This window comes from Streptomyces sp. Ag109_G2-15 (genome assembly GCF_900215565.1).
Lineage (GTDB): Bacteria > Actinomycetota > Actinomycetes > Streptomycetales > Streptomycetaceae > Streptomyces > Streptomyces diastatochromogenes.
On the sequence record NZ_OCNI01000001.1, the window covers coordinates 6,817,926 to 6,831,261 of the forward strand.

Consider the following 13,336-nt stretch of genomic DNA (forward strand, 5'->3'; position numbering starts at 1 on the left):
GGAGCGCTGTCCCCATGACACAGAACGCCATCGCCGCCACAAGCGGCGCTGAGACCGCACCTGAGAATGTGCCTGTCGACCCGTCACACCATCGCCGCTGGTGGATTCTGATGGTCATTTCCCTCGCCCAACTGATGGGAGTCCTCGACGGCACCATCGTGAACATCGCTCTGCCGTCCGCCCAGCGCGACCTGGGCTTCTCGGACGCCGACCGGCAGTGGGTGGTCACCGCCTACGCGCTGGCCTTCGGCAGCCTGCTGCTGCTCGGCGGCCGGGTCGCGGACCTGGTCGGGCGGAAGGTGACCTTCCTGGTGGGTCTGGCCGGCTTCGCGGCCGCTTCCATGCTGGGAGGCGCGGCGAACAGTTTCGGCCTGCTCGTCACCGCACGCGGGATCCAGGGCCTGTTCGCTGCCCTGCTGGCCCCGTCCGCGCTGTCGCTCCTGATGACCACCTTCACCGATCCGCGCGAGCGATCGAAGGCCTTCACCGTCGCGGGCTCGGTCGCCGGTGCGGGTGGAGCCATCGGCCTGATCCTCGGCGGGGTGCTGACCGAGTACCTGGACTGGCGCTGGACCATGTACGTCAACGTGGTCTTCGCGGTGGTGGCGTTCGTCGGTGGCGCAGCCCTGCTGCACCGCACCCCGCGCAACACGTCCTCGAAGCTCGACGTCCCCGGCACTCTGCTGGTCTCCGCCGGCCTGTTCTGCCTGGTCTACGGTTTCTCGAACGCCGAGACGCACGGCTGGGGTTCGGTGGCGACCTGGGGCATGCTGGCGGCCGGCGCCGTACTGGTGGCCCTCTTCGTCTGGCGGCAGAGCAGGGCGGCATATCCGCTGCTGCCCCTGCGGGTCCTGCTGGACCGTAACCGCGGTGCCTCCTTCGCCGCCCTCTTCGTCAGCGGCGCGGGCATGTTCGGCGTGTTCCTGTTCCTGACCTACTACCTGCAGCAGAGCCTCGGTTACAGCGCCCTGAAGACCGGCTTCGCCTTCCTGCCCATGATCGTGGCATCGTCGTCCGCCTCCGCCGTGGCCGCCAACGTCCTGGTGCCGCGCATAGGCCCCAAGCCGGTGGTACCGCTGGGCATGGCCATTGCGGCCGCCGGCCTGGTCTCGATGACCGCGCTGGACCTGAACAGCGGATACGTGACGCAGGTAGTGCCACAGCTGGTGCTCGTCGGCATCGGGCTGGGCGCGGTCATCGCGCCCGCGATGAGCCTGGCCACCTCCGGCGTGGCCGCGGCCGACGCCGGAGCCGCGTCCGCCGCCGTCAACACCGTCCAGCAGGTCGGCGGGTCCATCGGCGTCGCCCTGCTCAGCACGATGGCCTCCGAAGCCGTCACCGACTTCCTCTCCGGCCGCAACCCCAAGGACCCCGGTGTCCTGGCCCGGGCCGGCCTCGAGGGTTACTCCACCGCCTATTGGTGGTCGGCGGCCATCTTCGTCATCGGCCTGGGCGTGACCGCCCTGCTCTACCGCCGCGGCGTGCCGCGGCAGGACGAGAACGCCGCGCCTGTCGTTCACATGTGACCGCTGCCGTGCACGAGCGATAAAGGGGGGAAGTGTCCGGGTACCTTTGGCGGGGCAGCACCGGGTAGTCCTGCAGGTTCTCTGCGGCTGCCCAGTTCCCACCTCTGAGACAGAATGTCCCATAGTAAGCTGTAAGCCGTACTGTCTCACAGAAGGGAACGGAGAGGTGCAAGACAGAACCGATCCGCGTCTGTTGCGCAGCCGTGACGCGATGGTCTCGGCGGCCACCGCGTTGCTCACGGAGGGCGGGCTGGAGGCCGTGACGCATCAAGCGGTTGCCACCCGCGCCGGCGTTGGCAGAGCCACCGTCTATCGGCACTGGCCCGGCCTTCTCGACCTCCGCCTGGCCGCGCTGGAAGCCGGTATGCCACCTCTGCCTCCGATGCCTGAGGAGCTTCGGGCTGCTTCGGGCGACGATCCGCGAGCGGAGCTCGTTCACCGCCTGGGCGTGCTTGCCGAGCGGTGGGACGACGAGCAGGCCGGTGCCGTCCTTGCCGCGATCCTCGGCGGCTCACGGCATGACGAAGGCATGCGCCGCCTCCGGGAGTCGCTGCTGAACCAGATCGCCGATGCCCTGCGTCCCGCTGTTGCCGCGGCCGTGGAGCGCGGCCAGCTCAGGTCCGACGTCACCCCCGAGGCCTTTGCCATGGCTACTGCGGGGCCCCTGTTCTTCGAGCGCTTTCTCGCCGGAAACCGTCTGGGGCGTGACACCGTGGACGCCGTCGTGGACGCCGCTCTGCGGGGCTGGTCCTAGCGTTCTGCGGGGCTGGTCCTAGCGTCATTTAATCCCCGGCGTGGCTGGATGTCCGCCGTTGGGCCGGGGTCGATCAGGGTGGCAGTCTCACAGTCCGGGGTGGGTGCCACCGACCTGATCCTGCGCCCGTTTGAACTGAACCGGTGTGACGCGGGTCACTGTGAGACAAGTTGACTCATAGGTGGACTATGAGTCAATCTGTCTCACATGAGGAGGTCGCGAAACCGCTCAACCCGCGACTGTCCGCAGATATCGCCATTGTCAACGCATTCGCGCACAAAGTCTCTTTGGAGGAAACCATGACCGCTACGATCACGAAGAAGGCGGGCAAGGGCGCCACCGACGGTGTCGTTTCCGAGATGGCCACGTACTTCCACATCAAGCCGGGACGCGAGCAGGAGTGCGCGGCGGCCTGCCAGCGGATGGTCGAGGCCCTGAAGCAGGCCCCCATGGCCGCCACCATCAAGACCGGTCTGCGTGACACCCGCCACGTGATCTTCAACAACGGCACGGAGCTGCTGTGGGCCACCACCTTCGAGACCGAGTGGGAGCCCTACATCGACGACGCGTTCCTGACCGTCGGCTTCGAGCACTTCGTGGACTGGATGCAGCACACCGAGGAGTGGGACACCAAGATCGGCCCGTGGATCGAGAGGTCCGGCGGCCTTGAGTCGCTCACGGGCGACAAGACGCGCGAGGGCTTCGAGGAGCACATCCTCGCGAACATGGCCGGTATGAGGTGGATCCTGCAGGACGGGCAGCAGAAGGCCACCGCCTACTGGAACCCGGTCAGCTCCCTGACGATGTCGGAGATCACCAAGGCCGAGCGGATCAACGCCGCCTTCCAGGAGGTCCTGGACGACCCCGCCGCCGAGGAGGCCCTCCAGCACCCGGCCCTCAAGCCGCTGCTCGCCCAGGCCGCCAGCTGATCCACCACACACCCGAGAGGGGGCGGCAACCCCGCCCCCCTCCACGCGTGACGACTCCGTTCACGCAAGACAGTTCTGGAATCTGGAAGGCATCATGAGCATCGAGAAGGGCAGCGCCCTGGAGCTCGACGACATCCAGGCGGCCGCTCTCCAACCACGACCGATCCCCTACGCGGGCTTCTACCTCGCCCTGCGCATCGACGACCGGCGGCAGGGGCGCGAGCTGCTGCGGCGGCTCACCCCCGCCCTCGACTCGGTCGCCGCGTTCGACCCCGAGCGTCGGGTCTCGCTCGCGGTGGCACTCAGCTTCCAGGGCCTGAAGGCCTTGGGGGTGCCCGAGGAGTCGCTGGCCACCTTCCCGGAGGAGTTCCGGGAGGGCATGGCGGCGCGGGCGGAGTACATCGGGGACGTCGGGGAAAGCGCGCCGGAGAACTGGGAGGGCCCGCTCGGTGCGAAGGATGTGCACCTCATCCTGGCCGGACTCGCTCCGGACACCGCACGCCTGGAGACGGTCCTCCTTCTGGTCCGTGACGCCCACCGCGATCTGCCCGGCGTCGTTGCCATCTGGCAGCAGGACGTGCACGTCGGACCGGACGAGAAGGAACCGTTCGGTTTCCGGGACGGCATCGGTCAGCCGGCGATCGAGGGCACAGGCATCCCCGGCACCAATCCCTACGAAGAGCCGCTCAGGGCAGGCGAGTTCATCACGGGATACAAGAACGAGACCCACGGCATCACACCCGTTCCGCAGCCCGAGGTGCTCGGGCGCAACGGAACGTACGTGGCCTTCCGTAAGCTGCACACGCGAGTGGCCGACTTCCGTCTGTACCTCCGCGACCGCGCCAAAGACCCCGGCGACGAGGAGCTGCTGGCAGCCAAGTTCGTCGGCCGCTGGCCCAGCGGCGCCCCGCTGGCGCTGACGCCGGACGAGGACGATCCGGAACTCGGTGCCGATCCCAAGCGCAACAACGCGTTCATGTATGGCGACGACCCGGAGGGCCTCAAGTGCCCCGTGGGCGCCCACGCCCGGCGGATGAACCCGCGGGACGCGGTCGTCACCGGCGAGGTGCGTCTGCACCGCATGATCCGGCGCGGTACGACCTATGGTCCGCCGCTTCCCAAGGGAGTGCTGGAGGACGACGGCGCCGACCGCGGCATCATGTTCGCCTTTGTCGGAGCGCACCTGGACCGGCAGTTCGAGTTCGTCCAGCGGCAGTGGGTGAACGACGGCAAGTTCATCGGGGCGCCCGCGGAAAAGGACCCGCTGATCGGCACGAACGACGACGGCGGGTTCACCGTCCCGCGCCAACCGATCCGCCGCCGCTTCAAGGGACTGCCGCCGTTCGTAGTCAACCGGGGTGGCGAGTACTGCTTCATGCCCGGCCTGCGGGCGCTGCGCTGGATCGCCGACCTCGACACCTGACGTTTCCTGCAAGCGACACGACAAGGAGCTTCCTCATGGCTGACCACTTCTCCGGGCCGCGTGCCATCGCGGACCCTGCGTCCGACATCTGCGACGTGTACGCCTTCCCGAGCCCGGAGCGGCCGGGGAACCTGGTGCTCGTCCTCAACGTGCTTCCGGCCTCGGCCCCTACGGCCCTGTTCTCCGACGTGATCACCCACCGTTTCCGCGTCCGGCCCATCACGTCCGTGAGCGAGGGCGCCGCTGCGGCGTTCAATGTCGGCGAGGACGAGTACGTCTTCGACTTCACCTTCGACGCCCCCCAGAAGGTCGGCGGCACGGACACCCTGGTGCAGGCGGGCACGTGCCAGGCGCCCGGCGGCCGGAAGGTCTCCTTCCAGGTCGGCAACGAGGTGCCCGCCGAGGCCGAGGGACTGAAGATCTTCGCCGGGTCGCGGCTCGACCCGTTCTTCATCGACTTCGTGGGCGTGATGGTCACCGAGGCGACGGGGAAGCTGGCCTTCAGGTCTGATGCCAGCAACGTTCTGGAGGGCCTGAACGCGCTGAGCATCGTGCTCGAAATCGACGCCGCGGTGCTCGGCCCGGCCGCCGGCTCGCTGGTGGCGGTAGTCGGCGAGACCCTGACTTCCGGTGGTGGACGCCCGGTCCGGCTGGAGCGCATGGGCCGGCCGGAGATCAAGAACGTGATCATGTCGCCCAAGAAGTTCGACACCGTCAACAGCGATCTGGAGATCCGCGACCTCTTCAACGAGGAGGACGCCTTCAGCGTGCGGCCCGACTATGCGGGCACCTACCGCGCACGGCTCAACGCCAACCTGGCCTTCTACGACGGCCTGGACGGCAGGACCGCCTGGCCGCTGGACGAGCAGGGTGCTCACCCGCTGACCGAACTGCTGCTGGCGGACTTCCTCGTCGTCGACCTGTCCAAGCCCTTCTCCGAGGACGGCTGTTTCGAGATCGAGACCGCCCTGCTCGCCGGCCGCCCGCACACGACCTGCGGTGGCCGGTCGCTCAACGACGACATCGTGGACACCCTCTACACGCTGCTGGTGGGCGGCGTCGACGGGGAGCGCATCAGTGACGGTGTCGACCAGCCCACTCGGCCGGCCACCGACACCTTCCCCTACCTGAACGCTCCCAACCCGACCCCGCCGGACCTGGGTGCCCGCCTGGCCGCGCAGATGCCTCCCCGCGAGGAAGCGGCATGACCGGGGCGTCTCCCCAGGAGTGGGAGCCGGTCACGACGAACGGCACCATCGCCGTGACGAATCTGCACGGGCAGATCGACGGCCTGGCGGTACGGCTGAGTCGTGCGGATACCGGGGAGACGCCGGGGGCTCCGTTGGCGGTGGCGCAAGGGGCGGCCCTGATCGACCTCCTCAACCTCCGAGGCCACATCCTCGGCCGCGTCGCCGACTACGAGCGGGCCGCAGAACTCGCCGAACGGCTCGTGCATATCGCGCCCGAGGACGGCACGGCCCTGCTTGCCCGCGCCAGGACGCGGGCGACCCTGCACCGCTTCGCCGAGGCCGTCGCCGACCTCGGCGCGGCGGGCCGGAGCGGCGCGGACGAGGCCACACTCGACGCGGAACGAGCCGTCGTCCTGCAGGCCCTCGGCTGCTACGCGGATGCCATGGCCCTGATCCGCAAAGCGGCGGAGCGGCAGAGCGACTTCACGACACTCGGCGCGCTCGCCGTACTCCAGGCCGAGCGCGGAGAGGTCACCGAGGCGGAGCGGCTGTTCGGCGAGGCGCGGCGCCACTATCAGGGGACCTCGCCGTTTCCGCTCGCTCAGCTGGACTTCCGGCGCGGTGTGATGTGGCACCGGGAGGGTGATCTCGATGCGGCCCGCTCGTGCTACGAGGCAGCCCGGCGCCGGGTGCCCGACTACGCGCCGGCACTGGGCCACCTGGCCGAGGTCGACCTGCTGCGCGGAGACCCGCACGGCGCCGTCGCTCTCCTGCGTCCCCTCACCTGGGCCAGCGATGACCCCGAGTACGCCGGCCACCTCGCGGCCGCGTTGCACGCATGCGGCAGGTTCCAGGAGGCGAACCAGTGGCGCGGGCGCGCGGCAGCTGGTTACGACGAACTGGTGCTGCGTCACCCGGAGGCCTACGCCGACCACGCGGCCGACTTCTGGCTCACCGTGGGGGCCGATGCCGAGCGGGGGCTCCAACTGGCGCTGCAGAACCTCGCATTCCGCCAGACAGCCCGAGCCCATGCCCTGTTCCAGCGCGCTGTCCTCGCGCAGAACCGGGTTGCACAGACTGCTCCGTAGCCGCCGAGCGGCGATGCCGGCGATATGGGGCACCGACGGGGTCGGCCGGACGGACCGGCATGCCGTTCGGCCGACCCCGCACCAGCCCGCAGGGACAAACGTGACTCGGCCTCTTACCGGCTGAGACCCCCTCGACCCCTCGCAGCGCCGCGCCCCCCACCCCCTGTGGTCCCACGGACCGCCGCAGCACTCCACATCAGCAACCACTACCCGAGAAGGCCCAAAACGATGGACACCATGCTGGCAGGACGCGTCCACCTGGACACGAAGAAGTTCGTCATGGAGGAGATCCCGGTCCCCGTACCCGGGCCGGGTGAAGTACTGATCGAAGTGAAGGCGGCGGGCGTGTGCCTCTCCGACCTCCACCTCATCGACGGAAGCATCACGCCGCTGCACCTGAACTCCAACGTGCTCACTCTCGGGCACGAGATCTCCGGTGTCATCCATTCCCTAGGACCCGGCCTCAAGCGCAACCTGGCCGTCGGCACCCGGGTCGCCCTGCAGGCGGGACAGCCCTGCGGCGAGTGCGCCCGCTGTGTCAGCGGCGGCACGTGCGTATCGTTCCGCGGCCGCGGCGTCGACTACGACGGTGGCTGGTCCCAGTACACGATCGCCCGTGAGGACACCGTCGTCCCCCTCCCCGACACACTTCCCTTCGACCAGGCGGCGATCATCCCGGACGCCGTTTCCACCTCGTACGCGGCCCTGGTCGACACTGTGCAGGTGCGTTCCGCCCAGGCCGTGGGCATCTGGGGAGTCGGCGGGGTGGGCGCCCATGCCGTCCGGCTGGCCCGCATGATGGGTGCCACGCCGATCATCGCCGTCGACCCGCTGCCCAATGCGCGTGCGCGAGCCCTCGCGTTCGGCGCCGATATCGCGCTCGACCCGTCCGACCCCGGTTTCGTCGAAGCCGTGCTGCGGGCCACAGACGGCCTGGGCCTGGACTACGCCTTCGACTTCGCGGGCGTTCCCCGGGTCCGGGAGCAGGCGTCGCCTCTCCTCGGTAACCACGGTGCGCTCGTCCTGGTGGGTATCACCACCGAGCCGCTGAAGATCTCGGAGAAGATGACCTTCAACCTGAAGAACAAGAAGGTGTTCGGACACTACGGATCCTCGTTCGATCACGTCTACGAGCTGATCCGGTTGGCCGGCAGCGGCCGTCTCGACCTGGCCCCGTCCATCACCGACCACATCTCCCTGGCCGACGCCCCCAAGGCGATCCACCGCCTGGAGAACAAGATCGGCGATCCGATCCGCCTCATCCTCGTTCCCTGACGAGTCGGCCGAGCGCGATGGGCCGCCCGGAGGCGGAGTCGGCCCATAACGCGACCAGCACCCGCAACCGCCGCCCCGGAGAAGCACACCGACATGCGCGACTCACGCAACGCCACCGCATCCAGCGACAGCAGGAATCCGACAGGCCTGTCGGCAGCCACGGTGCGCAGCCGCGTGACGGTCCCGCTCCGCTTCGGCGACGGCTATACGGTGACCGCCGACCTCGCCACCTTTCACCACCTCGCCGACGGGCAGGAACACGTGGCCGCCGCGCAGATGCTGCGCGCCCTCGGCATCACGGAGCTGGACCTGCTGTCCAGCAACCCCGACAAAGCGGCCCAGCTACGCACCCTGGGCCTTGCGGTGACCCAGCACGTTCCCACGGGCGTCTTCACCACGGCTCACAACATCCGCTACCTCGGTGCCAGAGTGGTCCGCACCCAGCACACACTGCCGCTGACGGAACTGACGGCGGGCTGACGCCCAGAGGGCCTCCGGGCATGGCCCAGCCCGCCGTGACCGCGATCCGGAGCGCCTGACCAGCCACGGGTGGGCGCGCGCTCCCGCTGTCCGAGCTTTGCGAGTGATCGCTCACGAGCCGGATCTCGGCTTCCGTCGACCACGTCATACGGCCCCGGGTCTTGCCGCCGCGTCGCCGTGATCACGAGGGAGAGGCGTTTCTCCCATGCCGGTAACGCTTCCGTCGACTTTCCGTACGGCGTATGGTTCACTGAGCGAGGGGGTTCCATGCGGCGCATGGAACCCCCGGGGTGTTATTTGAGGACGGCCTACGCCGTTGCATTTCGAACAACGCCCCGTGAACTGCATCAGTGCTCGGAGGAGAAATCCGTGAGCACAGCCGCCATGGCTGGCGTCATGGCGGGGATCTGATTCCGGCGGATGCCCCCTGAAGGCCCTCCCCGTATGCCTCGAGGCACAGGAGTAAGACCAATGAAGTCGTTGAAAACCGTGATCTGGGGGCTATCTGTGGAGCTTGTGGTATCGCAAGAGATGTCCTTGTCGATGACCATGAGCCTGCGGTACGAACCCAGTGATCCTTATGCCCTCCGCGCCGCATTCACCGTTGCCGGAAGCGATGAGACGGTGGACTGGATCATTGGGCGAGATCTTCTGGCCGATGGCCTGAAGGGTCCCGCCGGTGAGGGCGACATACGCGTATGGCCCGCCGACGAGCATGACCTCGGCGACGTGTACATCCTTCTCAGTCCGCCGGCTGGTACGGCCTTGCTCAAAGCTCCGGCTCAGGAAATCAAGGCGTTCCTGCAGGAAACAGAGGCGGTGGTGCCCAGGGGTGCCGAGCTCCGGCACTTCGACCTGGACGCTCTGCTGGCGCACTTCCTCGCTGGAGGGTGAGGGGCTCAGCGGCTGCGCATCGAGAGGCCAGGGCACTCATGCCCCCTCGACACCGAGTCCTGTTCGCGTGCCCATACCAGTGCTGACACACTGAATCTGTGCTTCCACTGATGGCAGCTGCTGATCAGATTGCGTCCTCACCGTTTTCTGGTGGCGCCATTGTCTCGGTCTGCGCGTTGTGCTTCACGGTCGCCTCCTTCTGGTGGATCAACGCCAGGCAGGGGCACCTGGAGTCGTGGGAGCCTCATTCCTTTGCGGCGATTGTCCACCCCTCCCGAGCTTGCCTGCGGCTTCCGCTTGTTCTGCACAACACCGGGGCCAAGCCGATAGTCGTGCAGGATCTCATGCTCACCTTTCCTGATGAGCCCGCCTCTCATCTGCCGCTCCTGTGGAGGTCCTCACCGTCTCGTCTCGAACCCGGGCCGGGCGAGGAGCTGAAGTTGCCGGCCGGATTCGCCGTGGCCGGCAGAGAGGCGCGACAACTCTTCATCGAGTTCGAGGCGCCGTTTTCGGGATTCGTTGCGGAGCCCCGTAACTACAAGGTCCAGCTTCGAGCGCGAATGGGTCACCGCAAGGGGTGGCGCCCGGTTCTGACGTTCACCTTGAGGGCCGCCAACATCATCGATCCCAACCAGTACAGCGTCTACAGCAACGCACCTCTTGAACTGACGAAGGAGGACCAGCAGAAGGCCGACGCCGCCCTCCTGGAACTGCTGGACGAACAGGAGGAGGACACCCCGGCCCAGGGTGACACCACACAGCGGCACTCTTCGGACGACGAGGGCAACGCCGGAACGGAGCTGTAGGCGTGAACACGATCCCGAGCAGCTCGGTCCGGACGTACGTGTCGGCGCCAGGCCCCTGCGGTAGGAGCTGCTCATGGGCGGTTTTGTGGTCACCCATGCTGTGATGAGTGGGTTGTCGCAGCCGTGCAGTCGAGGGTGGCCGGGTCGAATCCGGCCTCGGTCAGGACGTTGGCGGCGACTCCGCGGCCGACCTGCGTAAGTCCGATGAGCAGGTCGTCGCAGTCGATGTGGTCGGATCCGTTGTGCTCGGATCGGGCCTGTGCAATGGCGATGGCCTTGCGTGAATAGGGCGTCCATGCGATTCGCTCTACTGCCTGGGAGGCACCCAGGCTCAGCTGGGTTCCGACCGACCGGTGGACCGTCTCCGGTGAGACACCGGCGGCCTGCAGGAGCCGGGTGGCGCTGTTGTCCTGCGCGGTCAGTCCCCAGAGCAGATGCTCGGTGCCGATGTAGTTGTTGCGGTGCTGTACCGCCGCATGCTTGACGTGGACCATCGCCTGCTGGAGGTCGTCGGTCATGGTCTCGGGGCCGTAGCGCTTGTGCGGGACTTGGAATCGTTGCTGGGCTGCCTGTCGGGTCACGCCCAGGGCCGCGCCGATGTCCGTCCATGAGGAGCCGTGCCTCCGGCAGCGCTCGACGTACTCCTCGACCAGGGCGTCTGCCAGCCCCTGTAGTTCCCCCGCGACTTGGGTGGCGGCCACGAGGAGGGCTGGCCAGTCGGACTCTTCTTGTCCATCGGGGCGGTGCGCGGTGCTGCATCTGCGGTCGACTTCCGCAATGAGATCGTCCAGATCCGGAAGAGCCATGAGGTAAGTACCCCTTGAGAACTCAGATGTTCGGCAGGCCGGGCATGAAGAACCGCCTCGGGCGGGAAGGGGGAGTGGGCGATCGTCTCCGTCAGTCGGCCCGCCTGCCCGAAACGTTGGCAGCCGCACCGGCTGCTCTGCTTTGTACGTCACATTTCCGTACGCCGTACGGCTTGATATCATACACCGTATGGAAAGAGCGAAGCGTGCCCCTAGAGGTACTCGGAAGAGGGATGTGCCTCTGACCGAGGCAGGGATCTGCATCTCCGCCCTGCGGCTCATCGACGCCGACGGGGTCGAGGCGCTCACGATGCGCAAACTCGCCGCCGTACTGGACGCGAACCCAATGTCGCTGTACCACCACGTGCCGAACAAGGAAGCGTTGCTGCGTGGCGTGGCGAGAATGGTCGGTACCCGGTTCCGCACTGTGACGCTGGAGGACGCTCCCTGGCAGGAGCGCATGCGCCTGCTTGCCACGGATTTCCGGACGCTGGCACACCGGCATCCCAACTTCATGGCCTACTCGTTCAGCCAGCCGGACTTCATCCAGGCCGAAGATCCCTTCTGGGTCGCGCTCACCGCCGTACTGGATGCCGCAGGGGTGCCGCAGTCGGAGATCCCGCAGCTCGCCGCGCTCGTGTGTGCCGTCGTCAGCGGCGTGATGATCGCCGAGCTCAACGGCGCACTCCACCGGTGGTCGAGCCTCCAGCCCACCACCCCCGCCTCCGGCGAGGACGGGCCGACGAACGAGGACTCTGGCGAGGACCGGATGTTCCGCCTGGTGCTGGACACGATCATCAGCGGCCTGGAAAGCCGGCTCACAGTCGATCACGCCAGTCGCGACGGCCAGCCCCCGCAGAACTCCCCGCGCCCCTCCGCACGCATCCCCCGTCAACTCCGCCCGCCGGCCGCACGCTGCGAAGGAGAGTCCCAGGAAAATCCCGTCCCGGACATGGCGGCCGGTTTCGACCCGAAAGAGCAGTGAGGGTCACAGGCCCAGACACGCTCGCACGCCATCCTCCGGATCAGCCGCTGACGGTCGGACTCCCCGGCGTGCGTCACGGGCATGAAGTCCTGGATCTCCCCGAGCCCGTCCTCGGTGAAGAACCGGGTGATCAGTACGTTGGTGCCGGGGATGGTCCCGTCGGTACCCACCAGGGCCGCTGTCCGCAGATCCCCGATCAGGCCGTGCTCGGCGCTCCGGACATCCCAGCAGCCTCTCCATGGCTCCTGCCTCCCCTGTGGTCCCGCCCCCACGGAGCCGATCCCTTTACCGTCACGCCCCCTCGCGGACTCCTGCGACACGGTTCTCCACTCCGGCGACCGCTGCGTCCAGCGCGGAGTTGAACATTGTGTCGATCACGTCCTTGGAGGGCGGGGGCGCGTCTTCCCCGTCGGGGCCCGACGGCGCCGGTGGCAGGGTGGCCCACCGCTGCAGTGCCCCGTTCAGTTCGCCGAGCAGCAGACCCGTGAACACGCCGACCAGGGTCGCGGCGACGCGCGGAATCTCCTCCTCGGGTAGTTTCGCGGCGGCCAGGATGTCGATCAGTGCCTGCCAGAAGGGGTCCTCCGGCTGCACGTAGTCGGGGCGCGTGAAGGAATACCCCATCAGTTTCGGGTGACGGTGCGACAGTTCGCGGAAGTCCCGGGCCAGTTCACGCAGCCGATCCTGCCAGGGGACGTCCTCCAGTTCCCCCGCGCGGAACTGCGAACCGACCCGGTGGGCCACGCCGCGCAGCACGGCGTCCTTGTTCGGCACGTGGTGGTAGAGCGACATCGGGTTTGCATCGAGCGCGGTCGCGAGTTTGCGCATGGTGAGCGCATCGACGCCGTCGGCGTCGATGAGCTGCAACGCCATGGCGTAGATGCCGTCCTTGGTGAGCGGTACGTCCCTCTTTCTCGTGCCCCGAGGGGGCTTCCGTGCAGTCGCCATACAGTGTATGGTACCAGCGTCGGCGACGTCGACAAAGCGTGCCGTGGCCAGGAAAAGGCGCGGCCGGAAGCTGAGCTCGAGGAGTGCGGCTTGACGCGCGAGCAGCGGCTGTCTCGGCATTCCCCCGTACACGCCTGCGGCAGCGGATCGCAGGTATGCCCGGCCCAGGAGATCCTGCGAACCCGCCTTGCCTGCTCCTGTGGACTGATGCCCGACCGATCGAGCGCGGCGT

13 protein-coding genes and 1 pseudogene are annotated in these 13,336 nt (G+C 67.8%); 11 read left to right on the plus strand and 3 right to left on the minus strand.

The features are described from left to right. The first annotated feature begins 14 nt into the window (after positions 1-14). The 10 genes from CRP49_RS30695 (at position 15) to CRP49_RS46550 (ending at position 10,365) form a co-directional block, all read left to right on the plus strand. On the plus strand, positions 15-1,526 hold the full coding sequence (locus CRP49_RS30695) for an MFS transporter (RefSeq protein WP_097256273.1): 1,512 nt from the start codon (positions 15-17) through the stop codon (positions 1,524-1,526). Positions 1,527-1,692: 166 nt separating this feature from the next. After that, positions 1,693-2,280, plus strand: coding sequence for a TetR/AcrR family transcriptional regulator (locus CRP49_RS30700; RefSeq protein ID WP_097256274.1), 588 nt, complete (start codon positions 1,693-1,695; stop codon positions 2,278-2,280). Positions 2,281-2,579: 299 nt separating this feature from the next. After that, positions 2,580-3,209, plus strand: a complete 630-nt coding sequence (locus tag CRP49_RS30705; RefSeq protein ID WP_097256275.1) for a hypothetical protein — start codon at positions 2,580-2,582, stop codon at positions 3,207-3,209. A gap of 94 nt (positions 3,210-3,303) precedes the next feature. After that, entirely contained in the window at positions 3,304-4,632 is a 1,329-nt protein-coding gene (locus tag CRP49_RS30710; RefSeq protein ID WP_097256276.1) for a peroxidase, read from the plus strand. 35 nt (positions 4,633-4,667) lie between these two features. Further along, positions 4,668-5,840 carry a DUF4331 family protein gene (locus tag CRP49_RS30715; protein WP_097256277.1) on the plus strand — a complete coding sequence of 391 codons (1,173 nt, stop codon included), beginning with the start codon at positions 4,668-4,670 and terminating at the stop codon, positions 5,838-5,840. Beyond that, positions 5,837-6,910, plus strand: coding sequence for a tetratricopeptide repeat protein (locus CRP49_RS30720; protein WP_097256278.1), 1,074 nt, complete (start codon positions 5,837-5,839; stop codon positions 6,908-6,910). Before CRP49_RS30715 ends, CRP49_RS30720 begins: the two co-directional genes overlap by 4 nt. Positions 6,911-7,138: 228 nt before the next feature. Further along, complete coding sequence (locus CRP49_RS30725; protein WP_097256279.1) at positions 7,139-8,185, plus strand: zinc-binding dehydrogenase; 1,047 nt, start codon at positions 7,139-7,141, stop codon at positions 8,183-8,185. Between the two features lie 93 nt (positions 8,186-8,278). Continuing rightward, on the plus strand, positions 8,279-8,665 hold the full coding sequence (locus CRP49_RS30730) for a hypothetical protein (RefSeq protein WP_097256280.1): 387 nt from the start codon (positions 8,279-8,281) through the stop codon (positions 8,663-8,665). 471 nt (positions 8,666-9,136) lie between these two features. Next, positions 9,137-9,559 carry an SsgA family sporulation/cell division regulator gene (locus CRP49_RS30735; protein WP_097256281.1) on the plus strand — a complete coding sequence of 141 codons (423 nt, stop codon included), beginning with the start codon at positions 9,137-9,139 and terminating at the stop codon, positions 9,557-9,559. Between the two features lie 110 nt (positions 9,560-9,669). Next, positions 9,670-10,365 (plus strand): hypothetical protein, encoded by a 696-nt coding sequence (locus CRP49_RS46550; protein WP_143670036.1) that lies wholly within the window; start codon positions 9,670-9,672, stop codon positions 10,363-10,365. A gap of 89 nt (positions 10,366-10,454) precedes the next feature. Here CRP49_RS46550 and CRP49_RS30745 read toward each other — a convergent pair whose 3' ends face one another. Beyond that, on the minus strand, positions 10,455-11,171 hold the full coding sequence (locus CRP49_RS30745; protein WP_257033532.1) for a Clp protease N-terminal domain-containing protein: 717 nt from the start codon (positions 11,169-11,171) through the stop codon (positions 10,455-10,457). A gap of 235 nt (positions 11,172-11,406) precedes the next feature. Here CRP49_RS30745 and CRP49_RS30750 point away from each other — a divergent pair, with 235 nt between their 5' ends. After that, positions 11,407-12,156: a TetR/AcrR family transcriptional regulator gene (locus CRP49_RS30750; protein ID WP_257033533.1), complete on the plus strand. Its 750-nt coding sequence runs from the start codon at positions 11,407-11,409 to the stop codon at positions 12,154-12,156. Between the two features lie 17 nt (positions 12,157-12,173). Here the strand turns inward: CRP49_RS30750 and CRP49_RS48110 are convergent. After that, a pseudogene (locus CRP49_RS48110) lies at positions 12,174-12,428 on the minus strand (glycoside hydrolase family 15 protein); the annotation flags it as partial. Between the two features lie 19 nt (positions 12,429-12,447). Next, positions 12,448-13,104 carry a TetR/AcrR family transcriptional regulator gene (locus CRP49_RS30760; protein ID WP_097256284.1) on the minus strand — a complete coding sequence of 219 codons (657 nt, stop codon included), beginning with the start codon at positions 13,102-13,104 and terminating at the stop codon, positions 12,448-12,450. Between the last annotated feature and the right edge of the window lie 232 nt (positions 13,105-13,336).

What these genes read in the sequence shown, in the direction of transcription:
- CRP49_RS30710 (WP_097256276.1), top strand. Translation starts at nt 3,304, where the DNA reads ATGAGCATCGAGAAGGGCAGCGCCCTGGAGCTCGACGACATCCAGGCG.
- CRP49_RS46550 (WP_143670036.1), top strand. Translation starts at nt 9,670, where the DNA reads ATGGCAGCTGCTGATCAGATTGCGTCCTCACCGTTTTCTGGTGGCGCC.
- CRP49_RS30715 (WP_097256277.1), top strand. Translation starts at nt 4,668, where the DNA reads ATGGCTGACCACTTCTCCGGGCCGCGTGCCATCGCGGACCCTGCGTCC.
- CRP49_RS30695 (WP_097256273.1), top strand. Translation starts at nt 15, where the DNA reads ATGACACAGAACGCCATCGCCGCCACAAGCGGCGCTGAGACCGCACCT.
- CRP49_RS30745 (WP_257033532.1), bottom strand. Translation starts at nt 11,171, where the DNA reads ATGGCTCTTCCGGATCTGGACGATCTCATTGCGGAAGTCGACCGCAGA.
- CRP49_RS30705 (WP_097256275.1), top strand. Translation starts at nt 2,580, where the DNA reads ATGACCGCTACGATCACGAAGAAGGCGGGCAAGGGCGCCACCGACGGT.
- CRP49_RS30730 (WP_097256280.1), top strand. Translation starts at nt 8,279, where the DNA reads ATGCGCGACTCACGCAACGCCACCGCATCCAGCGACAGCAGGAATCCG.
- CRP49_RS30760 (WP_097256284.1), bottom strand. Translation starts at nt 13,104, where the DNA reads ATGGCGACTGCACGGAAGCCCCCTCGGGGCACGAGAAAGAGGGACGTA.
- CRP49_RS30725 (WP_097256279.1), top strand. Translation starts at nt 7,139, where the DNA reads ATGGACACCATGCTGGCAGGACGCGTCCACCTGGACACGAAGAAGTTC.
- CRP49_RS30720 (WP_097256278.1), top strand. Translation starts at nt 5,837, where the DNA reads ATGACCGGGGCGTCTCCCCAGGAGTGGGAGCCGGTCACGACGAACGGC.
- CRP49_RS30735 (WP_097256281.1), top strand. Translation starts at nt 9,137, where the DNA reads ATGAAGTCGTTGAAAACCGTGATCTGGGGGCTATCTGTGGAGCTTGTG.